The 21,593-nt window shown below is 72.5% G+C and carries 20 protein-coding genes; 13 read left to right on the top strand and 7 right to left on the bottom strand.

Annotated elements, in window-relative coordinates:
* Positions 1-83 precede the first annotated feature (83 nt).
* The 10 genes from paaN (at position 84) to paaE (ending at position 9,687) form a co-directional block, all read left to right on the top strand.
* Positions 84-1,796 carry a phenylacetic acid degradation protein PaaN gene (gene paaN, locus TNCT6_RS32600; protein WP_141364798.1) on the top strand — a complete coding sequence of 571 codons (1,713 nt, stop codon included), beginning with the start codon at positions 84-86 and terminating at the stop codon, positions 1,794-1,796.
* The gene (locus TNCT6_RS32595; protein WP_141364796.1) at positions 1,789-3,012 is read left to right on the top strand and encodes a thiolase family protein; all 1,224 of its coding nucleotides are present in this window, start codon (positions 1,789-1,791) and stop codon (positions 3,010-3,012) included. Before paaN ends, TNCT6_RS32595 begins: the two co-directional genes overlap by 8 nt.
* On the top strand, positions 3,009-3,764 hold the full coding sequence (locus TNCT6_RS32590) for an enoyl-CoA hydratase/isomerase family protein (protein ID WP_141364794.1): 756 nt from the start codon (positions 3,009-3,011) through the stop codon (positions 3,762-3,764). Before TNCT6_RS32595 ends, TNCT6_RS32590 begins: the two co-directional genes overlap by 4 nt.
* Entirely contained in the window at positions 3,761-4,621 is an 861-nt protein-coding gene (locus TNCT6_RS32585; RefSeq protein WP_141364792.1) for a 3-hydroxyacyl-CoA dehydrogenase family protein, read from the top strand. Before TNCT6_RS32590 ends, TNCT6_RS32585 begins: the two co-directional genes overlap by 4 nt.
* 283 nt (positions 4,622-4,904) lie before the next feature.
* Positions 4,905-5,738: an enoyl-CoA hydratase/isomerase family protein gene (locus tag TNCT6_RS32580; protein WP_141364790.1), complete on the top strand. Its 834-nt coding sequence runs from the start codon at positions 4,905-4,907 to the stop codon at positions 5,736-5,738.
* A gap of 162 nt (positions 5,739-5,900) precedes the next feature.
* Positions 5,901-6,890, top strand: coding sequence for a 1,2-phenylacetyl-CoA epoxidase subunit PaaA (gene paaA / locus TNCT6_RS32575; protein ID WP_141364788.1), 990 nt, complete (start codon positions 5,901-5,903; stop codon positions 6,888-6,890).
* Positions 6,887-7,189, top strand: a complete 303-nt coding sequence (gene paaB, locus TNCT6_RS32570) for a 1,2-phenylacetyl-CoA epoxidase subunit PaaB (protein WP_141364786.1) — start codon at positions 6,887-6,889, stop codon at positions 7,187-7,189. Before paaA ends, paaB begins: the two co-directional genes overlap by 4 nt.
* A gap of 13 nt (positions 7,190-7,202) precedes the next feature.
* A complete protein-coding gene (gene paaC / locus TNCT6_RS32565) occupies positions 7,203-8,060 on the top strand; it encodes a 1,2-phenylacetyl-CoA epoxidase subunit PaaC (RefSeq protein ID WP_141364784.1) in 858 nt (285 codons plus the stop codon).
* Positions 8,054-8,566 carry a 1,2-phenylacetyl-CoA epoxidase subunit PaaD gene (paaD, locus tag TNCT6_RS32560; RefSeq protein ID WP_141364782.1) on the top strand — a complete coding sequence of 171 codons (513 nt, stop codon included), beginning with the start codon at positions 8,054-8,056 and terminating at the stop codon, positions 8,564-8,566. The genes paaC and paaD overlap by 7 nt, the downstream gene beginning before the upstream one ends.
* Complete coding sequence (gene paaE / locus TNCT6_RS32555) at positions 8,566-9,687, top strand: 1,2-phenylacetyl-CoA epoxidase subunit PaaE (protein ID WP_141364780.1); 1,122 nt, start codon at positions 8,566-8,568, stop codon at positions 9,685-9,687. The genes paaD and paaE overlap by 1 nt, the downstream gene beginning before the upstream one ends.
* Positions 9,688-9,845: 158 nt before the next feature.
* Here paaE and TNCT6_RS32550 read toward each other — a convergent pair whose 3' ends face one another.
* Positions 9,846-10,841, bottom strand: coding sequence for a helix-turn-helix domain-containing protein (locus TNCT6_RS32550; protein WP_141364778.1), 996 nt, complete (start codon positions 10,839-10,841; stop codon positions 9,846-9,848).
* Between the two features lie 296 nt (positions 10,842-11,137).
* Here TNCT6_RS32550 and TNCT6_RS32545 point away from each other — a divergent pair, with 296 nt between their 5' ends.
* Entirely contained in the window at positions 11,138-11,608 is a 471-nt protein-coding gene (locus TNCT6_RS32545) for a peptidoglycan-binding protein (protein ID WP_141364776.1), read from the top strand.
* A 90-nt stretch (positions 11,609-11,698) separates the two neighbouring features.
* On the opposite strand, the gene TNCT6_RS32540 is transcribed toward TNCT6_RS32545, so the two are convergent.
* From TNCT6_RS32540 to TNCT6_RS32520, 5 genes are all read right to left on the bottom strand, one after another.
* A complete protein-coding gene (locus TNCT6_RS32540; RefSeq protein ID WP_172633129.1) occupies positions 11,699-12,382 on the bottom strand; it encodes an adenosylcobinamide amidohydrolase in 684 nt (227 codons plus the stop codon).
* Positions 12,383-12,554: 172 nt separating this feature from the next.
* Entirely contained in the window at positions 12,555-13,808 is a 1,254-nt protein-coding gene (locus TNCT6_RS32535) for an NAD(P)/FAD-dependent oxidoreductase (protein ID WP_172633128.1), read from the bottom strand.
* Positions 13,805-15,241 (bottom strand): NAD(P)/FAD-dependent oxidoreductase, encoded by a 1,437-nt coding sequence (locus TNCT6_RS32530; RefSeq protein WP_141364775.1) that lies wholly within the window; start codon positions 15,239-15,241, stop codon positions 13,805-13,807. The genes TNCT6_RS32535 and TNCT6_RS32530 overlap by 4 nt, the downstream gene beginning before the upstream one ends.
* The gene (locus tag TNCT6_RS32525) at positions 15,238-16,671 is read right to left on the bottom strand and encodes an FGGY family carbohydrate kinase (protein WP_141364773.1); all 1,434 of its coding nucleotides are present in this window, start codon (positions 16,669-16,671) and stop codon (positions 15,238-15,240) included. Before TNCT6_RS32525 ends, TNCT6_RS32530 begins: the two co-directional genes overlap by 4 nt.
* Complete coding sequence (locus tag TNCT6_RS32520; protein WP_141364771.1) at positions 16,668-18,203, bottom strand: APC family permease; 1,536 nt, start codon at positions 18,201-18,203, stop codon at positions 16,668-16,670. The genes TNCT6_RS32525 and TNCT6_RS32520 overlap by 4 nt, the downstream gene beginning before the upstream one ends.
* Positions 18,204-18,590: 387 nt before the next feature.
* Here TNCT6_RS32520 and TNCT6_RS32515 point away from each other — a divergent pair, with 387 nt between their 5' ends.
* The gene (locus TNCT6_RS32515) at positions 18,591-19,352 is read left to right on the top strand and encodes a DeoR/GlpR family DNA-binding transcription regulator (protein WP_141364769.1); all 762 of its coding nucleotides are present in this window, start codon (positions 18,591-18,593) and stop codon (positions 19,350-19,352) included.
* Positions 19,353-19,454: 102 nt separating this feature from the next.
* On the opposite strand, the gene TNCT6_RS41755 is transcribed toward TNCT6_RS32515, so the two are convergent.
* Positions 19,455-19,835 (bottom strand): DUF2511 domain-containing protein, encoded by a 381-nt coding sequence (locus TNCT6_RS41755; RefSeq protein WP_141364767.1) that lies wholly within the window; start codon positions 19,833-19,835, stop codon positions 19,455-19,457.
* Positions 19,836-20,183: 348 nt separating this feature from the next.
* On the opposite strand from TNCT6_RS41755, the gene TNCT6_RS32505 reads away from it, so the two are divergent.
* Positions 20,184-21,590 carry an amino acid permease gene (locus TNCT6_RS32505; RefSeq protein WP_141364766.1) on the top strand — a complete coding sequence of 469 codons (1,407 nt, stop codon included), beginning with the start codon at positions 20,184-20,186 and terminating at the stop codon, positions 21,588-21,590.
* The last annotated feature ends 3 nt before the right edge of the window (positions 21,591-21,593 follow it).

Genomic DNA, 21,593 nt, shown 5'->3' with positions numbered 1-21,593 from the left:
CTTGTGTACCGACCGAACATTCGGTTAGCGTCGGCAAAGCCAAGTAATCAAGCATCACCGCTGCCTGTCAAGAGGTGGACCGCATGCCCCACACCACTCCCGAGCCCGTCGACTTCTTCGCCCGCCACCGTGAGCTGCTGGAGGCGGCGGTCGCGGCCACCGAGAGCCGGGACCACTGGACTCCGTACCCGGAGTCGCCCAGCAAGTCGGTGTACGGCGAGGAGGCCCCGAAGCTCGGTGAGGCCGCTTTCCGGGACCAGTTGGGCAAGCCGTTCGCGCTGCCCGGGCACCCCGGGGAGGGGACCGTGCAGGCCGCCGAGACCTCCCCCTACGGCTTCGGCCTCGGCATCGGCTACCCCCGGGTCTCGCCCGAGGAGGCGGTGGCGGCCGCCAAGGCCGCCACGGGTCCCTGGCGCGACGCGGGCCCCGATGCACGCGCCGGTGTCGCCGCCGAGATCCTGGCCCGGCTGAACGCGGCCAGTTTCGAGAACGCGCACGCCGTGCAGCACACCACCGGACAGGCCTTCGTCATGGCGTTCCAGGCGGGCGGCCCGCACGCTCAGGACCGCGGCCTGGAAGCCGTCGCCTACGCCTGGGCGGAGCAGAAGCGGCACCCGTGCTCGGCGCGCTGGACCAAGCCCCAGCGCAAGGGCGGGGCGCTGGTGATGGACAAGAAGTTCACGCCCGTCGGACGCGGTGTCTCCCTGCTGATCGCCTGCAACACCTTCCCCACCTGGAACGGCTATCCGGGTCTGTTCGCCAGCCTGGTCACCGGCAACCCCGTGGTGATCAAGCCGCACCCGGGCGCCGTGCTGCCGCTGGCGCTCACCGTGCGCACCGCCCGCGAGGTCCTCGCCGAGGCCGGCTTCGACCCCAATCTCGTGATCCTCGCCGCCGAGGAGCCCGGCGAGCGCACCGCGGGCTTCCTCGCGCTCCACCCGGACGTCCGCATCATCGACTTCACCGGCTCCACGGAGTTCGGCGACTGGCTGGAGACCCACGCCCGCCAGGCCGCCGTGTACACCGAGAAGGCGGGCCTGAACACGGTCGTCCTGGACTCCACCGACGACTACCGCGGGCTGCTGCGCAATCTCGCCTTCTCGCTGTCCCTCTACAGCGGCCAGATGTGCACCACCCCGCAGAACCTGCTGATCCCCCACGCCGGCATCGCCACCGACCAGGGCGTCAGGACCGCCGACGAGTTCGCCGCGGACCTGGGCGCCGCACTGGACAAGCTGCTCGGCGACCCGGACCGGGCGGCCGGCACGCTCGGCGCCATCGTCAACGACGGCGTGCTCGACCGGCTGGAGAAGGCGGCGGCAGTGGGCACCACGGTGCACGCCTCGCGACCGGTGGACCACCCCGAGCACCCGGAGGCCACCGTCCGCACACCGCTGATGGCGCGCCTGGACGCGGGGCCGGACGAGGAGACGTACACCCGCGAGTGGTTCGGGCCCGTCTCCTTCGTGATCGCCACCGACTCCACCGAGCACAGCCTGCGGATCTTCCGCGAGACGGTGCGCGCCCACGGCGCGCTGACCGCCGCCGTGCACTCCACGAGAGAAGAGGTCCTCGCCGCCGCCGAGTCGGCGGCCCTGGAGGCGGGAGTGCACCTGTCGGAGAACCTCACGGGCCAGGTCTTCGTCAACCAGTCCGCCGCGTTCAGCGACTTCCACGGCAGCGCCGCCAACCCCGCAGCCAGCGCCACCCTGTCCGACCCCGCGTTCGTCACCGGCCGCTTCGCGACGCTCCAGTCGCGCCGCCCCGTCGTCATCGAGGAGAGCACCCATGCCTGACGAGGTCTATCTGATCGACGGGGCCCGCACCCCGCAGGGGCGCTACGGCGGCGCCCTGGCCTCCGTACGCCCCGACGACCTGGCGGCGCTGGTGGTCGGTGAGGCCGTGCGCCGCGCCGCGATCCCGGCCGAGGCCGTGGACGAGGTGATCCTGGGCGCGGCCAACCAGGCCGGCGAGGACAACCGCGACGTGGCGCGCATGGCCGTCCTGCTCGCCGGGCTCCCGCACACCGTGCCCGGCTACACCGTCAACCGGCTGTGCGCCTCGGGCCTGACCGCGGTCGCCTCGGCGGCCCAGGCGATCCGGTCCGGCGAGGCCGACCTCGTCGTCGCGGGCGGCGTGGAGTCGATGACCCGCGCCCCATGGGTGATGGAGAAGCCGGGCACCCCGTGGGCCAAGCCGGGCGAGGTGCACGACACGTCCCTGGGCTGGCGCTTCACCAACCCGCGCTTCGCCGCCGATGACCGCACGGTGCCCGCCGGGGCCGGTCCGGAGACGGTGAGGACGACCCTGTCGATGGGTGAGACGGCCGAGGAGGTCGCCGCCCTCGACGGCATCACCCGCGCCGACTCCGACGCCTTCGCGCTGCGCAGCCACCGGCGGGCCGTCGCCGCGCGGGAGGCAGGGCACTTCGACCGCGAGATCGTCCCGGTCCCGGTGAAGGACGGCCTGGTGGAGCGCGACGAGGGGCCGCGCCCGTCGACGACGCTGGAGAAGCTGGGCTCCCTGCGCACCATCTTCCGCAAGGACGGCATCGTCACCGCGGGCTCGGCCTCCCCGCTGTCCGACGGGGCCGCGGCCCTGGTCGTGGCGAGCGCGGCGGCCGTCGACCGGTACGGGCTCACCCCGCGCGCCCGTGTCGTCACCTCCGCCTCGGCCGGCGTGCAGCCCAACCTCATGGGCCTGGGCCCGGTTCCCGCCACGCAGAAGGCGCTGGGCCGGGCCGGCTGGCAGACCGCCGACCTGGACGCCGTCGAGCTCAACGAGGCCTTCGCCGCGCAGGCGCTGGCCGTCGTACGCCGGCTCAAGCTCGACGAGGACAGGGTCAACGCCGACGGCGGCGCCATCGCGCTCGGCCACCCGCTGGGCTGCTCGGGCGCCCGCATCCTGCTGACGCTGCTCGGCCGCCTGGAGCGCGAGGACGCCCGCCGGGGCCTGGCGACGCTGTGCGTGGGCGTGGGACAGGGCGTGGCGATGCTGGTGGAGCGGGTATGAGCCGGGACGCATACGAGACACTGCTCGTCGAGGAGCGCGAGGACCGGGTCGTGGTGACCCTGCACCGCCCCGAGGCGCGCAACGCGATCAGCGGGCTCATGATCCGTGAACTGCACGCGGTGTGCGACCTGTTGGAGGACGATCCGAAGCTGCTGCTGCTCACCGGCCACGGCAACGTGTTCGCGGGCGGCGCGGACATCGCGGAGCTGCTGCGGCGGGGCCGGGACGAGGCGCTTCAGGGAATCAACAGCCGCCTGTTCGAGCGGGTGCGCAGGCTGCCCATGCCGACCGTGGCCGCCGTCGACGGCTGGGCGCTGGGCGGCGGGGCGGAGCTGTCCTACGCCTGCGACATCCGTATCGCGGGACCCGACGCCGTCTTCGGCAATCCGGAGCCGGGGCTCGGCATCCTGGCGGCGGCCGGGGCATGCTGGCGGCTTCCTGAGCTGGTCGGCGAGTCGGTCGCCAAGCAGGTGCTGCTCGCCGGGCGGAACCTGGACGCCCGGGCGGCCCTGGCCGCGGGTCTGGTCATCGACGTCGTACCGGCGGAGAAGCTGCTGGACGAGGCGCACGCGCTGCTGGACCGCATGGCGCGGTCCTCGGCCACCGCGCTGCGCCTGACCAAGCTCGTCGTGGACGCGCCCGGCGCGCACCCGGTCGCCGACGACCTGGCGCAGGCCGTGCTCTTCGAGGGCCAGGACAAGCAGGACCGCATGACGCGTTTTCTGGCGAGGAAGAACGGGAGCAAGGCATGAGCAGTCCGACCGTGCCCGCCGTCGTCGGTGTGATCGGCGGCGGCCGGATGGGGGCCGGCATCGCACAGTCGTTCGCGGCCGCCGGCTCGTCGGTGACCGTCGTGGAGAGCGGCGCGCAGGCCGCGGCCGCCGCCGTGGACCGGATCGCCACCGGGCTGCGGCGGGCCGCCGAGCGCGGCCGCCTGGCCGAGCCCGCCGAGCAGGTGCTCGCCCGGGTCACGACCGCCGAGTCCGTGGACGGACTGGCTCCGGGCACCGGGCTGGTCGTCGAGGCCGTGCCCGAGAACGCGGCGCTGAAGGCCGGACTGCTCGCCGCGGCCGAGGCAGCAGTGGACGACACGACCGTGCTGGCCACCAACACCAGCTCCCTGTCGGTCACCGAACTGGCCGCGGCCCTGAAGGTGCCGGGCCGCTTCCTGGGCATGCACTTCTTCAACCCCGTGCCCGCCTCCGAACTGATCGAGATCGTCGTGGCGCCGGAGACCTCGCCCGAGGTCGTTCGGGCCGCCCTGGACTGGACTGGGGCACTGGGCAAGAAGGACGTCGTCGTCAAGGACTCCCCCGGCTTCGCCAGCAGCCGTCTCGGCCTGGCGCTCGGCCTGGAGGCGATCCGCATGGTCGAGGAGGGGGTGGCGGAGCCGGAGGCGATCGACGACGCGATGAGCCTCGGCTACAAGCACCCCATGGGCCCGCTGCGCCTGACCGACCTGGTCGGGCTCGACGTCCGCCTGGCCATCGCCGAGTACCTGCACGCCACGCTCGGGGAGCGGTTCGCCCCGCCGCAGCTGCTGCGCGACAAGGTCGCCCGGGGCGAACTGGGCCGCAAGTCGGGACAGGGGTTCTACACATGGCATTGAACCCTCCCCCAGCTGAAGCAGGGGGATTCCTGGCTCAAGCAGCTCGTTCGCTCAGCGAGCGAACGAGTCTGACGCTCTCAGCACCAGCCGGGACGGAACCTGCCCGGTTGCCCGTCAAGACAAAGGAGTTGCGCGTGCTTGGCTCTCGCAACGCACGACAGCCAGGCTACCCGACCGCCCGGGCGATCTTTCGCCTTTTGGGCGAAACTCCGTTCCCTGCCCTGCTCCGCAGAAGTCCCATTCATCCCCCGGCTGAAGCCGGGGGCGTCCTCGGAGGTTACCGGTGACCCCGCCGGAAGCGGCCTCGCCCGACGCGGCGGGGCAGGGGATCGGCTACCGCGTCGAGGACGGCGTCGCGGTCGTCGAACTGCGCAGGCCCGCCGCGGGCAACGCGCTCGACGCGGCCCTGCGGTCCGGGCTGCTGGCCGCCGTCCGGCGGGTGGCCGGCGACGGGGGCGGCGAGCCGGTCCGCGCGGTGCTGCTGACCGCCCAGGGCCGGAACTTCTGCGTCGGACAGGACCTCAAGGAGCACGCCGAGGCCCTGGAGCGCGACCCGGCATCGGCGTTCGCCGTGGTGCGCGCCGAGTACAACCCGCTGGTGGAAGCGCTGCACGCGTTGCCTCAGCCGGTGGTCGTGGCCGTGAAGGGCGCGTGCGTCGGGGCCGGACTGGGTCTCGCGCTGTGCGCCGACGTGCGGGTGGCGTCGGACGGCGCGCGTTTCTCGACCGCGTTCACCGGGATCGGGCTGGCCGCGGACAGCGGTCTGAGCCTGTCGCTGGCCCAGGCGGTCGGCCCGTCGCGCGCCGCCGCCCTCATGCTGCTCGGCGACCGCTTCGACGCCGGGGACGCACAGCTGTGGGGACTGGTGCACCAGGTCGTGCCCGACGGGCAGGCGGCGGTCGAGGGGCTGGCGCTGGCCCGGCGGCTGGCGGCGGGGCCCACTGCCGCGTACGGCGAGGTCAAGGCGCTGCTGCGGTACGCGGCGGCCGGGGCGGGGCTGAGCGCGGTACTGGAGCGTGAGGCTGCGGCCCAGGAGCGCCTCGGCGCCACCGACGACCACTGCGGCGCCGTGCGGTCCTTCCTCGCCAAGGAGAAGCCGTCCTTCGAGGGCCGCTGAGCAGAAGGCCGCCGGTGTGAGGGCCGCCGCACGCGGTGGCGGCCCTCGCACCGTCCGGCGGCCGTGTGCGGTCGGGGCGATCCCGGATTCAGGGGTTGCCGGGGCCGGGAAAATTCGACAGACTATTACCCGAACGAATGGTCGGTAGGGAAGCTGGTATCGATGACCACGTCACACGGCGCAGTGTCGAGCGGCGACAGCGCGGAGCAGCGGCTCCAGGAGCAGTTCGACGCGACGATCGCGAAGGACCAGCGGATCGAGCCCCGGGACTGGATGCCCGAGGGCTACCGCAAGACGCTGATCCGGCAGATCGCGCAGCACGCCCACTCGGAGATCATCGGGATGCAGCCCGAGGGCGAATGGATCACCAGGGCCCCCTCGCTGCGCCGCAAGGCCATCCTCCTCGCGAAGGTCCAGGACGAGGCCGGGCACGGCCTGTACCTGTACTCGGCGGCCGAGACCCTGGGCGCCGGCCGCGCCGACCTCACCGACCGCCTCATCGAGGGCCGGCAGAAGTACTCGTCGATCTTCAACTACCCGACGCCGACCTTCGCGGACGTCGGCGTGATCGGCTGGTTCGTCGACGGCGCGGCGATCTGCAACCAGGTGCCGCTGTGCCGCAGTTCGTACGGCCCCTACGCCCGCTCCATGGTGCGGATCTGCAAGGAGGAGTCGTTCCACCAGCGGCAGGGCTACGAGCTGCTGATGACGATGATGCGCGGCACCGACGCCCAGCGCGAGATGGTGCAGGACGCGGTGGACCGCTGGTGGTGGCCGTCCCTGATGATGTTCGGCCCGCCCGACGGCGACTCCCCCAACTCCGCCGCCTCGATGGCCTGGAAGATCAAGCGGCACAGCAACGACGAACTGCGCCGGCGCTTCGTCGACATGACCGTCCCGCAGGCCGCCAAGCTGGGCGTCACCCTGCCCGACCCCGAACTGCGCTGGAACGAGGAGCGCGGCCGCCACGACTTCGGCACCCCCGACTGGTCCGAGCTCAAGCGCGTGATCAGCGGCGACGGGCCGTGCAACGAGGAACGTGTGGCACGGCGGAAGGCCGCGCACGAGGACGGTGCCTGGGTGCGTGAGGCGGCGTCCGCCCACGCGGCCAAGCGGGCCGCCCGGAACAACGAGGAAGGAACGGCGGCATGAGCAACACCGAGGGGACGAAGGACAGCTGGCCGCTGTACGAGGTGTTCGTCCGCGGCAAGCGCGGCCTGAACCACGTGCACGTCGGCTCGCTGCACGCGGCCGACGACACCATGGCGCTCAGCCACGCCCGCGACCTGTACACCCGGCGCAACGAGGGCGTGAGCATCTGGGTGGTGCGCTCGGAGCACATAGCCGCCTCCACCCGCGACGAGAAGGACCCCTTCTTCGCGCCCAGCGCCGACAAGGTCTACCGGCACCCCACCTTCTACGACATCCCCGACGATGTCCCGCACATCTAGGAGCAGGACGGACATGAGCGACGACCACGTCTACCTGTCCCTGGCCGAGGACCATGGGGAGTCGGACGCCCGCTGGGCCTTCGGCACCGGTTTCGAGGACCCGCTGCACGGCGTCGACACCACCGTGCCGGACACGGTCGAGCCCGCCGAGCTGGCCGCGTACTGCCTCGCCCTCGGCGACGACGCCCTGGTCGGCGCGCAGCGCCTGGCCCAGTGGTGCACCAGGGCCCCGGAGCTGGAGGAGGAGGTCGCCCTGGCCAACATCGGCCTCGACCTGCTCGGCCAGGCACGGCTGCTGTACGCACGCGCCGGCCAGGTCGACGGCACCGGCCGGGACGAGGACGCCTACGCCTACTTCCGGGACGCGGCGGACTTCCGCAACGTCCGGCTCGCCGAACTCCCCAACGGGGACTTCGCGTTCTCCGTCACCCGGTTGCTGGTCCTGTCCTGCTGGCGCCTGGCCGTCTTCCAGCGGCTCGCCGCCACCACGCAGGACCCGGTCCTGAGGGCGATCGCCGCCAAGGGCGTCAACGAACTCGCCTACCACCGGCAGTTCGCGGCGGACTGGGTGGTGCGCCTGGGCGACGGCACGGAGGAGTCCCACCGGCGGATGCGGGCGGCGCTGGCCGCCGTGGCCCCGTACACGGCCGAACTCTTCGTGCCGCGACCGGGCTTCGGCGTCGACCCGGCGGACGTGCGGGAGGAGACGGCGGCCGTGCTCGGGCAGGTCCTCGACGCCGCCGGTCTGGAGTCGCCCGAGGCCGAGGCGCTGCCCGGTCAGGGCCGGGAAGGCGACCACACCGAGCATCTGGCCCCGCTGCTGGAGGAGTTGCAGAGCGTGGCCCGCGCGCACCCGGAGGCGACATGGTGACCGCACTGGACGAGCGGCGTGCGCGGCACGTGGCCGAGCAGGTCCCGGACCCGGAGCTGCCCATGCTCACCCTGGCCGACCTCGGCGTGCTGCGCGCCGTCGAGCTGCGGCCGGACGGCACGGTGGTCGCCGGGCTGACCCCCACCTACTCCGGCTGTCCCGCGATGGCGGAGATGCGCGCCGACGTGGCGGCGCGGCTGCGTGCGGCCGGTTTCGCGCGGGTGGAGATCCGCACCGTCCTCGACCCGCCGTGGACGACGGACTGGATCACCGCCGAGGGCCGGCGCAAGCTCACCGAGGCGGGCATCGCGCCTCCCGGCAGCGCGCCCCGGCGCTCCGGCGGCCCCGTGCCGCTGGAGCTGTCCGCCATCCGGCGGGCGGTGGCGTGCCCCCGCTGCGGGTCGTCGGACACCGAGGAGACGTCCCGCTTCGCCGCCACCTCCTGCAAGGCACTGTGGCGCTGCCGCAGCTGTCTTGAGCCGTTCGAGTACGTCAAGGAGATCTGATGGCCCCGACCACCACGACGACGGAGACCGACGCGTCCGCCGCCCCCGCGCGGCGGCGCCGCCGTCCGGCCTTCCACCCGCTGCGGGTCGCCGCGGTGCAGCCGCTGTGCGCGGACGCGGTCGCCGTCAGCTTCGACGTGCCCGAGGAACTGGCGCAGGAGTTCGCCTACCGGCCCGGCCAGTCGCTCACGCTGCGCCGCGAGGTCGACGGGCGCGACGAGCGCCGGTCGTACTCCATCTGCTCCCCCGTCGGCGCCCGCCCCCGCATCGGCGTGCGCGTGGTGCCCGGCGGCCTGTTCTCCTCCTGGCTGGTGGAGGAGGTCCGCCCCGGCGCCACCATCGAGGTGATGGCTCCCACCGGCGCCTTCACCCCCGACCTCGCCGAACCGGGCCACCACGTCCTGATCGCCGCCGGCTCCGGCATCACCCCGATGATGTCCATCGCCGAGTCCGTGCTGGCCGCCGACTCCAGCTCCCAGGTCACCCTCTTCTACGGCAACCGCCGTACCGACACGGTGATGTTCGCCGACGAGCTCGCCGACCTGAAGGACCTCTACCCCACCCGCTTCCAGCTCGGGCACGTCCTGTCCCGCGAACCGCGCGAGGCCGAGCTCCTCTCGGGGCGCCTGGACGCCGAGCGCCTGGCCGCGCTCATCGACGGGCTCGTCGACGTGAAGAGCGCGGACCACTGGTGGCTGTGCGGCCCGCACGGCATGGTCCGCGACGCGCAGAAGCTGCTCGGGGACCTCGGCGTCCCGGCGGGCCGCGTCCACCAGGAACTGTTCTTCGCCGACGACGAGCCGATCCGCGCGGTCCGCCACGAGGACGCCACGGGCGACGGCCCGGTCAGCCAGGTCACCATCACGCTCGACGGCCGCTCCACCACGTCCCCGCTCTCCCGCGAGACGACGATCCTGGACGGGGCGACGCGCGTACGCCCGGACATGCCCTTCGCCTGCAAGGGCGGCGTGTGCGGCACCTGCCGCGCGCTGGTGACCGACGGCGAGGCCGACATGCGCCGCAACTACGCGCTGGAGCCCTCCGAGGTCGACGCCGGCTACGTCCTGACCTGCCAGACGTTCCCCGTGTCCGACTCCCTGACCGTCGACTTCGACAGCTGAGGCACGCCTGCCCGGGCCGGTCCGACCCGGGCGTTGGCGGTCGCCGCCTTCGTGGGCAGGACACTGCTCGGCGTCGTCCTCAAGGACGACCCGGGCCGGCAGCTCACTGACCGGCGCCGGCCGACCCCCGCACCCCCAAGGGGCGGCCCCCCGTGGTTTCATTCGGGCTGAAGTTGGAGCGCACGGTTCGTGTGCAGGCTGATGGCGCGGTACTCGCTGGGGGTCATGCCGAAGGCCGCGCGGAAGGCACGGGTGAAGTCGGACGGCCGCGGATATCCCCAGCGCAGGGCGATGGCGGCGATGGGAACGCCGCTCATGCCGGGATCGGCGAGTTCGCGTCGGCAGCGGGCAAGGCGCTGCTGCCTGAGGAAGTCGAGCACGGTGGTGCCCTGTTGCTGGAAGATCCGGTGCAGGTAGCGCGTCGATATGAAGTGTGCCGACGCTACGACGCGGGGGTTCAGGTCGGGGTCGTGCAGACGGGCCGTGATGAACGCGCCGGCCTGTTCGAACAGGGTCCGCCGCCGTGACTCGGGGGGAAGCAGTGCCTCCCGCCCGGCTTGGTGGGCGAGCTGAGCCGCCGCCAGTTCTACGGCCGTGTTCCCCAACCGGACGCCGACGGCGGGGGCGAGGTCCGCGTGCGTGTCGACCAGACCGGTCAGGAACTGGCACAGGAGCCGTCCGGCGCCCACCCGCCCGGACAGCAGCGTGCCGCACAGGGGAGCCACGGTCGTCTCGGGCAGCGGCAGCAGACTCCTGGGGAACTGCAGCAGGATGGACCGTGCTCCGCACAGACCCGATTCCGCGAAGGCGCGGAACGGCCGTGAGCTGTCGTAGACGACGAGGTCGCCGGGGCCGGCGGTGGCGTGCCGCCCGGCCTGTTCGATCCGCTGCCGTCCGCGGGTGACCAGGGCGATCTGGTACTGCTCGGGGTCCGACTGCCGGATGAGCCGGGGCGTGCGCTGCGACGACAGCGCCGCGTACGACACCACCGCCAGCTGTACCGGTCCGAGCGTCATGGTCTGGATGCTGCCTCTGCCGTCGGTACCGGCGAAGCGTGTGTGGGTCCTCACCAGGGCCAGCCCTGTCGTCTCCACCCAGGCCGCCAATCGTTCGGCGGGCGGGAGATGGGCAGTGTCCAGCACTGTGGTCAGCATGAATGTCCCCCCGTGTGTGCCGCTTGCAGGTTGCGAATGAGGCAGAGGTGGCTGAGCGACTCGAGCCTGGCCGCGGTGCATACGAGTGTCACCCGGACACAGGGGCACGGAAAAGTGCGCTCTGCGCCAAGCGGAGTGCGCTGTCGGCTCATGAACGGCCCGGACGCCGATGGCACGCTGAAGCGGCACGAACGGCATCGATGACGCACCGTTCCCGGAGCTGCGAGTCACCCGGTCGACGGCCCAGGCGTCAGCGGTGGCGGTTTCCGTCTCATCACCTCAAGGGGGAGAAACGAATGCGTAGGAAAGTCCTGGCAAGGTCGCTCGTCGGTGTCACCGCACTCGTCGGCTTGGCCGCCGGCAGCCTGGCGGGGGCGAGCGCCGGCTTCGCGGCATCCGACTCGGCCCCGAAGCACGCGGCGACCGCCCAGGCCGTCAGGCCGCTCGCGGTGGTCAACCTCGGCCTGAGCACCAGTCAGGCCAAGGGCGTCCAGCGTTGGCTCAAGGCGGAATGGGGGTACACCGGCTCGATCGACGGGGAGCTGGGTACCGAGAGCTGGAAGGCCTTCCAGCGCCACCTCAAGGCGTACCACGGCTACACCGGCCCGATCGACGGGGTCGTCGGAAGCGGCACGGTCTCGGCGTTGCAGCGCTTCCTGAAGAACAACGGCTGGGGCTACAGCGGCGCGATCGACGGACAGGCCGGTCCGGCGACCCAGGCGGCGTTCAAGAACTTCGCCAACTGGTGCGTGGCCACGTACAAGTAGGGGCCTTCCCCGGAACACCGGATTGTCGGCTCGGCGTGCCGCTGAGTGACGTCACCGTGCTTGCCCGGGGACGGCGGCACGCCGGGCTCCTCACTCCCCAGGAACAGGCGTGGCCGCGCGCACCGCCTGGTGAACGGCGCGCGCCAGGCGGGCGCCCCACAGCGAGCGCGGTCCGGCGAAGGCGTGGAGCTCGTCGCCGGCGCCCGGAGTGCGGGCGGCTATGCACACGGCGTCGGTGGGAGTGCCGGAGCAGTCGTAGCCCGCCTCCAGCAGCGCCTGGACCTTGGCCTCGGTCGCGGTGTTCACGGCATTGACCAGTGCGGCGTCCGACAGCGCGACCGGGAGCGCGGCGACGACGTTGATCGTGCCCGGCGCCTGCGGGCCGGACGTGACCGGTTCCGGGGCAGCGGCCCATCCGTGCACCCGGACGCCCGCGGTGGCCACAGCGGTGGCGCCGTCGTCGACCCCGCGGCCGTAGGCCGCGACGTCGGCGGCGGTCATCAGGCCCACCCCCGTCCCGTGCAGTCCGGCCGCGTCGGCCAGGTCGGCGAGGTGGCGTTCGGGATCGGTACGCCGATAGCCGTGGGCCACCTGCGCGTTGAGCACCCAGCCGCGCTCTCCGACGCCGCCGCCGAGCACGGCGTTGCTGATCATCCGCCATCCCGGGCCCGCCGACCACAGCAGCGCGGGCAGCCGTGTCCCGTCCTCGGTACGGGTCAGCCATCGCGGATCCAGCAGAGCGGCAGCCGTGGACGGCGCGACGACGGATGTCACGGGTGTGGGGCTCCTTGCTGACAGAACGGGCCCGCTGATGGTACGTGGAGCCGTCCGAAGCAGGCGGGCCGGGCTCCGGCCGCTTCCACGCCCTCGTCTCCGCGGCGGCGGCAAGGTCCGAGCCGGACACGGTGGAGGGCGGTGGGGAGCGAGCGCGGGTTCGGCAGGCCGGCTAGTGCAGACCGATGTGGACCGGGCCTCCGGTGGGCGAGACGTCGTCGAGCAGGCCGGCGGGGACGCGGAAGACGCGGCCGGGGGCGGCCGGCCAGGCGAGGGTTCGGCGGGCGAGGGTTCGTCCGTCCTGACGGACGGTCACCTTGGGGAAGCGGACGAACTCGTCGGTCCACAGCAGCAGGCGCCCCCGGGCGGGTGCGGGGTCGTTCGGCCGCAGGATCTGCGGGGCGACCCAGCGGAAGGGGGCGTCGGCGGTCAGCCGGACGCCCCCGGCCGGCCGGTCCTCGCCGTTCAGGTGGTGGACGACCTGCTGGGCGACGTGCCTGCCGTCGAGGGCGGCGACGTCGGCGGTGTCGACGGGGTGCAGCAGATTGCCGGCGGCGAAGACGCCGGGGCAGCTGGTGCGCAGCGCCGTGTCGGTGAGCGGGCCGAGGGTGCCTTCGTCGAGGGTGATGCCGGCGGAGCGGGCGAGTTCGTGGTCGGGGATCCAGTCGCCGGTGAAGACGACGGTGTCGCAGGCGACCGTGCGGCGCCGGCCCGTGTCGAGGTGCTCGATCTCCACGGCCTGGCAGCGGCCTTTGCCGATGACGCGGGTGACACGGGTGCGGGTGGCGACGGGGACGCGCAGCACGGTGCGTCCGGCCGCGTTGAAGGCGGCGTAGGACTCCGCCTTCGGGTACTGGCTGACCATGAGGGCGGGGGTGCAGCCGGCCTCGCGCAGGGTGACGGCCGCGGACCAGCTGACGAGTTCGCCGCCGACGATGACGGCCCGCTCGCCGACGGGCTGGTGGTGCAGGTGGACGAGGTTCTGCAACTGGCCGGTGGTGTAGACGCCGTGGGGGCGGTCGCCGGGGATGCGGCGTGCGGTGCGGGGCCGTTCGCGGGCGCCGGTGGCCAGCACGATGGCCCGCGGCCGGATGCGGTAGCGGCCGTCGGGGCTGGTGACGTCGACGGTGTCCTCGTCGGCCCAGCCGGTGACCATGGTGCGGGTGCGGATCTCCGCTCCGGCCAGGGTGGCCTGCCGCACGAGGTGGCGGGCGTAGGCGGGTCCGGTCATCACGCGGCGCAGGTCGCGCAGGCCGTAGCCGGTGTGGTCGCTGTGCCGGGGGATGCCGCCGGCGTCCTGCTCCCGGTCGACGACGAGGACACGGCCGGCCCGGCGTCCGGCCAGTTCGGCCGCGGCGGTCAGGCCCGCGGGCCCGCCGCCGATGATGAGGACGTCGGGCGTGGTCAGGGGCGGCTGGTGGGTCATCGGTTGTCCTTGTGCTGGCTGCGGCAGCCGTCGTGGGTGTGGTGCTTCTCGCGCAGGGCGGCGACGGCCGCGCCGCAGAAGAAGCCCTGGCAGCGGCCGTTCATCGCGCGGGTGCGGCGGCGCAGTCCCTCCAGGCTGCGGGCGGGTACCGGGGCGTGGCAGGCGTCGCGGATCTCGCCCTCGGTGACCCGCTCGCAGAAGCAGACGATGGTGCCGTAGGCGGGGTCGCGGGCGATGAGGCCGGCGTCCTGGTAGGGGCGCTGGGTGGCTTCGCCGATGTTGGGCATCCGTGGCGGCTCGGGCAGGTCGGCGCGCGGGCGCAGGGCCAGGCCGGCCTCCTCCAGCAGGGTGCGGGCGTGTTCGGCGATGGCGATGCCGGCGGTCAGGCCGGTGGAGCGGATCCCGCCGACGAGGAGGTAGCGCTGCCGGGGGGTGGCCTCGATGAGGTAGTCGGGGTGGTCGATCGCGGCGCGCAGCCCGGCGTAGCTGGCGGTGACCTCTTCGGCCAGCAGGCGCGGCATGAGGCGTTCGCCCTTGGTGAGCAGGAAGTCGAAGCCGTCCTCGGAGGTGGCGGTGTCGGTGCGGTCGGTGAGGTCCTCGGCGGTGGGGCCGAGCATGACGTTGCCGTAGATGGTCGGGGAGATCAGTACGCCCTTGCCCCGGGAGGTGGGCACCGGGAGCACGATCTTGTTCACCATGGGGCGGGTGAGCTTGTCGAAGACGAAGAGTTCACCGCGGCGGGGGGTGACGGTGAAGCGGTCGTGGCCGAAGAGCCGGTCGACGTGGTCGGCGCCGAGACCGGCGGCGTTCACCACCCAGCGGGTCCGTACGTCACCGGCCGAGGTGCGCAGGGTGGTCGCCTCGTCCCCTTCGTCGACGCGGGTCACGGCGTGTTCGAGCAGGATCGTGGTGCCGCGCTGCCGGGCGTCGGTGGCCAGGGCGAGGTTCGTGGTCCAGGTGCAGATGATGGACTCGTCCGGCACGGTCAGCCCGCCCAGGACTCCCTCGCCGAGGTCGGGGATCAGCCGGTAGACGTCGTCGGCGTCGACGATCCGGCAGTGGGTGTAGCCGTTGGCCTCGGCCTTCTCCTTCAGTCCGGGCAGCGCGCCGAGTTCTTCGTCGGTCCAGGCCACCAGGACGGCACCGGTGTGTTCGACGGGGATGCCGGTGGCTTCCGCGTAGGCGCTCAGCAGGTGGTAGCCGCGGGCGACCAGGCGGGATTCGAGCGTGCCGGGCTTGGCGTCGAAGCCGGTGTGCAGGATCGCGGTGTTCGCCTTGCTGGTGGCGTCGCCGACGTCGTCGCGGGCGTCGAGCAGCGCGACGCGGACGTCGTAGCCGGACAGTTCGCGTGCGATCGCCGCGCCGACGATGCCTCCGCCGATCACCGCGACGTCGTAGACGTCGTCGTGGGGGCGGTGCGGGGTGGCGGTCATGAATGGTCTCCCTCGGTGGCGCGGGCCGTCGCGGCCTGCGCCCATGCGGTGCGGAACTCCTCGGCCCGGTCGGCGGACCAGCGGGGTTCGTAAACGGTGGTCGGCTGCCAGTCGCCGACGGCTTCTTCGAGCCCGAGCGCCGGATCGAGGGCGCAGCGGGCCAGTGCGGCCGCTCCCAGGGGTGTGGCGTGGGCGTGGGGGTAGATGTCGACCGGCGTCTGCGCGATGTCGGCCTGGGCCTGCATGAGCACGGCGGAGTTGGTCAGTCCGCCGTCCGCGCGCAGCCGGGTCAGGGGCCGGCCGAGGTCCTGGGCGACCAGGGTGCCCAGTTCGGCGACCTGCGCGGCGATTCCCTGGAGCACGGCGAGGACGAGGTGTTCGCGTCGGCTGGCCAGGGTCATGCCGGTGAAGGAGGCGGTGGCCTCCGGTGCCCACCAGGGGGCGGCGAGGCCGGCGAACGCGGGCACGCACAGCACCCCTTCGGCGTCGGCCGCCGCCAGCGTGTCCAGGTCGGTCGCGGACTGGATGAGGCCGAGGTCCTGGAGCCAGCGCACCGCCGAGGCGACGGTGTAGACCTGGCCGTCGACGCAGTACGGCGTCCGTCCGGCCGCCCGCCAGGCCACCGAGGTGGTCAGTCCGGCGCTGGAGCGCACCGGGTTCAGGCCGGTGTTCGCCAGCAGGAACGCGCCGGTGCCGTACGTGCATTTCGCGGTGCCCGGCTCCAGGCAGCGCTCCGCGACCAGGGCCGCCTGCTGGTCGACGATCAGCCCGGCCACCGGCACCTCCTGGCCGAAGGCCCGGGTGGTGCCGACGACCTCGTCGCAGGCGGCGATGCGGGGCAGCCGTTCGCCGCCGAGGCCGAACAGGTCCAGGAGTCCCTCGTCCCAGGCGGCGGTGTCCAGGTCGAGGACGAGTGAGCGGCTCGCGGTGGAGGCGTCGGTGACGAACTCTCCCGTGAGGTGGTGCACCAGCCAGGTGTCGGTGGTGGTCACCACCCCGTCGCGGGTGAGGTTGCGCCGCAGCCAGGCCATCTTGGGCGCGGAGAAGTACGGGTCGAGGACGAGGCCGGTGCGCCGGGCGACGCTCTCGGCGTGCTCGGCCAGTTCGTCGCAGACGGTCTGCGCGCGCCGGTCCTGCCACACGAGCGCCTGGGTCAGGGGTGTTCCGGTGGCCGGGTCCCAGGCCAGGACCGTCTCGCCCTGGTTGGCGAGGGCCACGCAGGCGATCGGACGGCCGGCCGCGCTCACCGCGCGGCGGCCGGCGTTGAGGACGGAGTCGAGCAGTTCGTGCGGGTTCTGCTCGACCCCGCCGCCGTTCAGATAGGTGGGGCGGACGGTCTCCTCGGCGATGGCGACGGTGCCCTCCTCGGGGTCGACCACGATGGCCTTCGTGCCCGAGGTGCCCTGGTCGATGGCGAGGATCGCGGTCATCGTGCGCTCCCTTCCGCGGCGGCGTCCGCGGACGTGCCGTCGGCGGCGTCCAGGGCGCGGTCGACGTCGGCCATGTCCGGCATGGTCAGCCCGTCCCGCCCGCGCCGCATCAGCAGACCGGTGAAGTAGACGGCACCGATCGCGAACAGCACGAGAACGTAGGTCCATGGGGCACGGAAGGAAGCATCCCGGAAGATCAGCAGCTCGTACACCAGCCAGATGCCCGCGACGACCAGTACCGGCACTTCCCAGCGGCCCAGCGAGAAGCCCTGGGACGCGGGCAGGGAACGGCGCTTGATGGCGTACATCGCGACGGTTCCGGCGTAGATGAGGGCGGGCAGCAGGGTTCCGGCGGAGAACAGCTGGAACAGCGCGTCGGTGGAGCGGGAGAAGACCGCGAGGATGATCTGCGCGATGAGCATCATGAACAGCGAGGCGTTCAGGGGCGTGGCGGTGCGCCGGTCGAGGCGCCGCAGCAGCTGCCAGCCGGGGAAGCGTTCGTCGCGGGACATCGCGTAGACCAGCCGGGTGCCGCTGAGGGTGATCACCAGTCCGCAGGAGAAGATCGACACGACGACCAGGACCAGCAGGATCTTGCCGACGACCGAGCCGAGCACGGCGGTGATGACGGTGGCCACGGGAGTGGCCGACGCGCCGACACCGTCGACCCGGCCGGCCGCCGCGGTGACCGCGACCAGGAACAGGAAGCCGAGCACGCCCAGGGAAAGCACGGCCTGGACCATGGCCTTGGGGATGACCCGGGCCGGGTCCTTGGTCTCCTCGGCGAGGTTGGCCGCCGACTCGAAGCCGACGATGGTGAACGCGCCGAGCAGGAAGGCCAGGGCGAACGGTCCGGCCGTGGTGCCGCCGCCCAGGGCGTAGTAGCCGCTCTCGGGGACGGTCCCGGTGTCGAAGAGGTGCCCGAAGTCGAGCTTGCCGGTGAAGGCGCCCACCGCGAAGAGCAGCACGGTCAGGGCGATCATGCCGACGAGCTGCACCGTCACGGCCACGCTGTTGACCCGGTGGGTGGTGCGGGTGGAGGCGGCGACGAGGAGGGCCTGGAGCAGTACGACGACGGCGGTGATCACCCAGGCGTTCTGTGTGGTGCCGACGTAGCGGAACAGCTCCGGAAGGATGGTGGAGGCGATCGTGTAGTCGACGGCGACCAGCACCACGCCCAGGAAGGCGAACGAGATCCATCCCATGATCCAGCCCCATACCGGGCCCACGATCCGTGACACCCACTGGTACGAGTAGCCGCTGATCGGGATGCGCGCGGCGAGGGCGCCGAAGACCAGGGCGATGGAGAGCTGGCCGACCACGGAGATCGGCCAGGCCCAGATGCCCCGCGGGCCGGAGGTCGCGAGCACCGAGCCGTAGGTGGTGAAGATGCCGGTGGCGATGGAGACGAACCCGAAGGCCACGGAGAACGAGGCGTACCAGCCGAGCTCCCGCGCCATCCGCGGCTTGGGCTCACCCTCGGCCGGGGCGCCTGTTCCTGATCTGTGGGGACCTGATTCTGCGTGTGCCATGACTCTTTTCCCTGCTTCAGAGTGCCCCGCCGTGGAGTGCGAGAGCCAGTGAACGTGAGCAACCGAACTCGGTCGGCTGTGCGGACACGCCCCGCGCGGGGTCTGCCGGGGCCTGTCCGCTGTGCGGCGGCGGGGCCCGCGATGGTGCACAGGGCCGTGGCCGAAGCGGTCTCGGCAACCCACCGCATGACCGTTTCTGTGGAGCATTGACCGTGTGTTACCGGAAGTGTGGACCCTTGCCCGTCTGTCGTCAAGGGTTGTTCACCGTGCACAGAGACAGCGGGGGCGTGCGCGAAGGCGAGGGAGCTTGGCTCGACCCGGCGCCTGCCGCCCGTAGAATGCAGTCACAGATCCACAGAAACGGTCACTCGCCCAAGGAGGTGGGACGTGCTCGCCGCCGAGCGTCACCGCAGAATCGTCGCCGAGATCGCCCGGCTGAAGTTCGTCACCACCGACGACCTGACCACGCTGCTCGGCGTCTCCCACGAAACGGTCCGCAGGGACCTCGCCCTGCTCGAGCGGCGCGGTGAGCTCTCCCGGGTTCACGGCGGCGCCACCAGCACCCAGGCACCGGTCGGGGAGGAGGCGCCCTTCAGCGAACGCAGCGGCAGCCTCGCCCTGGAGAAGGAGACCATCGGCCGGGCGGCGGCGGCGCTCATCGAGCCGAACCAGACCGTCGTCATCGACGTCGGCACCACGGCCCTGGAGGTGGCCCGCGCACTGCCCGCCGACCACGCCGGGGTCATCGCCACCCCGTCCCTGCTCGTGGCCGCGGAGGTCAGCACACGCCCCCGGGTGGAGGTCCTGGTCAGCGGCGGTCGCCTCAGGGCGGGCGACCTCGCCTGCTCCAACGCCCAGGCGGTGGAGTTCTTCGGCAACCTGCGCGCGGACGCCGTCTTCCTCGGGTCCGGCGGGATAGCCCCCTACGGCCTCACCGACTTCCACCTCGACGAGGTCGCCACCAAGCGGGCCATGCTCGCCAACGCCTCCCACCGCTATGTGCTGGCCGACTCGAGCAAGTTCGGCCGCACGGCCGCCCATCGCGTGTGCGACTTGGACGGCTTCGACACCCTTGTCACCGACCAGCCCTGCCCGGCCGATCTGCGCACCGCCCTCACCCGGGCCGGGGCGACGGTCGTCGTGGGGTGATCCGCCCGGACTCCGGCCGGCCCGCACGGCAGGGGCCGGCGAGCCCGGGCCGCCGCCACGGGCGCCAGGGGTGGGGCGCCCGGAGCGGACGGCGGGGCCGGACTACTTGCAGAGCTCCAGGCCGCGGCTGATGACCGCGTCCAGGGAGATGTTCTTGCCGGGGTTGTTGGGGTCGCCGGCCCAGATGGGGTCGGGGCCGGGGTGCTTCTGCCGGGCGCGGCTGTTGAGACCGTAGGTACCTTCGGCGGTGATGAAGGTGACGGCCTGGCCGGCACAGGCGAGGTTGCCGGAGGCGACGGTGAACGGCCAGGGGGTGATGGTCCGTTCGGTGATGTAGCCCGTCGAGTCGTCGTCGCCCTGGGTGGTGGCGGACTCGGCGTTGTCGGTGGTTTTGCGGTCGGCGGTGCCGGTGCCGTCGGTGCAGCCGGTCAGGGCGAGACAACCGAAGACTGCGGCCGCAACGGCGGTCACACGGATGCGCATGATCCCCCTTGGACATGTCGTGGGGCTGGAAACAACATCATCTGGCCGGTTAACAACAATGGCGGATGTGATGTCGGCTCTGTGATGGGATCGTGACGGTCAGTTGAAGCGGCGGCCATGGGCAGGGGGTCCGCGGTCCGACCGGACAGGCGGCGGCGGTTCCGCCGGAAGGCGGGGACGGCGCGGGACGATTGGCGGCCATGGACGCACGATGGCTCATCTTTTGCGGTGCCGCACCGGTCGATACGGGACAAAAGTGTGCGATTTGGAGCCGTGTCGGACCATGGCCGACCATGGAGTCCGTCCCGGCCACCCCGGGCACCAGTTCGAAGAGAGGCGCACCACCCCATGCACGTCACCGGAACCGTCCCCCCGTCGGCTCCGGCACCGCGGGAGACCCCCGCGGCTCACACCCCCGCCGAAGACCCCACCGGGAACTCCGGCCGACACGCCCGGCGCTTCGGGCTGCCCGTCGCCACCGCCCTGGTCATGGGCAACATCATCGGCGGCGGGATCTTCCTGCTCCCGGCCTCCGTCGCCCCGTACGGCACGGTCAGCCTGGTCGCCTTCGGTGTCCTGACCGTCGGCGCCATCGCCCTGGCGCTGGTCTTCGGCCGCCTCGCGGAGCGCAACCCGAGCACCGGCGGACCCTACGTCTACGCTCGCGAGGCCTTCGGCGACTTCGCCGGCTTCCTCGCCGCGTGGGCGTACTGGATCACCACCTGGGTGTCGAACGCGGCGCTCGCCGTCGCCGCCGTCGGCTACCTCGACGTGCTGATCCCGGTGAACGGACACCGCTGGACGGCATGTCTGGCCGCGCTCGCCCTGCAGTGGCTGCCCGCGCTCGCCAACTTCGCGGGCACCCGGTACGTGGGCGCCGTACAGGTCGTCGCCACCGTGCTGAAGTTCGTGCCGCTGCTGCTCGTCGCCGTCGGCGGGCTGTTCTTCTTCGACCCGCGCAACCTCGGACCGTTCCACGAGGGCGGCGGCAGCACGATCGGCGCGGTGTCCGCCGCCGCCGCGATCCTGCTCTTCTCCTATCTCGGCGTGGAGTCCGCGGCCGTCAGCGCGGGCGAGGTCAAGGACGCGCGGCGCAACGTGGGACGGGCCACCGTCATCGGGACCACGGGCGCGGCACTCGTCTATCTGCTGGGCACGCTCTCGGTGTTCGGCACGGTGGCGCACGATCGCCTGGTGAAGTCCACCGCGCCCTTCTCGGACGCCGTGAACGCCATGTTCGGCGGTTCCTGGGGCGGATGGGCCGTCGCGCTCGCCGCGCTGGTGTCGATGACCGGCTGCCTCAACGGCTGGACCCTGCTGAGCGCGCAGACCCCGTACGCCGCGGCCCGGGACGGACTGTTCCCCGCCGCGTTCGCGCGCCGGCGGCGCGGCGTCCCGACCTTCGGCGTCGCCGTCACCGTCGTCCTCGCCTCGCTGCTCACCGTCTACAACTACACGTCGGGCTCGGCCAAGGTCTTCGAGGTCCTGGTCCTCGTCACCACGTTCACCGCGACCGTGCCGTACCTGCTGGCCACCGCCGCGCAGATCTTCCACCTCGTCTCCGGGCGGCGCGAACGGGTCGACCGGGCACGGCTGGTGCGCGACGCCGTGGTCGCGGGCGGCGCGGCCGCCTTCTCACTGTGGCTCGTCGCGGGCGCCGGGTACGCGGCGGTCTACCAGGGCGTGCTGTTCCTGTTCGCGGGCGTCCTCGTCTACGCGGTGATGGCCGCCCGCCGGAGCAGGGCGGCGGCCTGATCC

Origin of the sequence: Streptomyces sp. 6-11-2, assembly GCF_006540305.1 — a bacterium.
Lineage (GTDB): Bacteria > Actinomycetota > Actinomycetes > Streptomycetales > Streptomycetaceae > Streptomyces.
This window is presented reverse-complemented; position numbering and strand designations above follow the sequence as displayed.

Excerpts from the sequence above, each read along its gene's own strand:
- TNCT6_RS32595 (WP_141364796.1), top strand. The coding sequence starts at position 1,789 with ATGCCTGACGAGGTCTATCTGATCGACGGGGCCCGCACCCCGCAGGGG.
- TNCT6_RS32520 (WP_141364771.1), bottom strand. The coding sequence starts at position 18,203 with ATGGCACACGCAGAATCAGGTCCCCACAGATCAGGAACAGGCGCCCCG.
- paaC (WP_141364784.1), top strand. The coding sequence starts at position 7,203 with ATGAGCGACGACCACGTCTACCTGTCCCTGGCCGAGGACCATGGGGAG.
- TNCT6_RS32550 (WP_141364778.1), bottom strand. The coding sequence starts at position 10,841 with ATGCTGACCACAGTGCTGGACACTGCCCATCTCCCGCCCGCCGAACGA.
- paaB (WP_141364786.1), top strand. The coding sequence starts at position 6,887 with ATGAGCAACACCGAGGGGACGAAGGACAGCTGGCCGCTGTACGAGGTG.
- TNCT6_RS32535 (WP_172633128.1), bottom strand. The coding sequence starts at position 13,808 with ATGACCCACCAGCCGCCCCTGACCACGCCCGACGTCCTCATCATCGGC.
- paaD (WP_141364782.1), top strand. The coding sequence starts at position 8,054 with ATGGTGACCGCACTGGACGAGCGGCGTGCGCGGCACGTGGCCGAGCAG.
- paaA (WP_141364788.1), top strand. The coding sequence starts at position 5,901 with ATGACCACGTCACACGGCGCAGTGTCGAGCGGCGACAGCGCGGAGCAG.
- TNCT6_RS32590 (WP_141364794.1), top strand. The coding sequence starts at position 3,009 with ATGAGCCGGGACGCATACGAGACACTGCTCGTCGAGGAGCGCGAGGAC.
- paaN (WP_141364798.1), top strand. The coding sequence starts at position 84 with ATGCCCCACACCACTCCCGAGCCCGTCGACTTCTTCGCCCGCCACCGT.
- TNCT6_RS32505 (WP_141364766.1), top strand. The coding sequence starts at position 20,184 with ATGCACGTCACCGGAACCGTCCCCCCGTCGGCTCCGGCACCGCGGGAG.
- TNCT6_RS32545 (WP_141364776.1), top strand. The coding sequence starts at position 11,138 with ATGCGTAGGAAAGTCCTGGCAAGGTCGCTCGTCGGTGTCACCGCACTC.
- paaE (WP_141364780.1), top strand. The coding sequence starts at position 8,566 with ATGGCCCCGACCACCACGACGACGGAGACCGACGCGTCCGCCGCCCCC.
- TNCT6_RS32585 (WP_141364792.1), top strand. The coding sequence starts at position 3,761 with ATGAGCAGTCCGACCGTGCCCGCCGTCGTCGGTGTGATCGGCGGCGGC.
- TNCT6_RS32530 (WP_141364775.1), bottom strand. The coding sequence starts at position 15,241 with ATGACCGCCACCCCGCACCGCCCCCACGACGACGTCTACGACGTCGCG.
- TNCT6_RS32525 (WP_141364773.1), bottom strand. The coding sequence starts at position 16,671 with ATGACCGCGATCCTCGCCATCGACCAGGGCACCTCGGGCACGAAGGCC.
- TNCT6_RS41755 (WP_141364767.1), bottom strand. The coding sequence starts at position 19,835 with ATGCGCATCCGTGTGACCGCCGTTGCGGCCGCAGTCTTCGGTTGTCTC.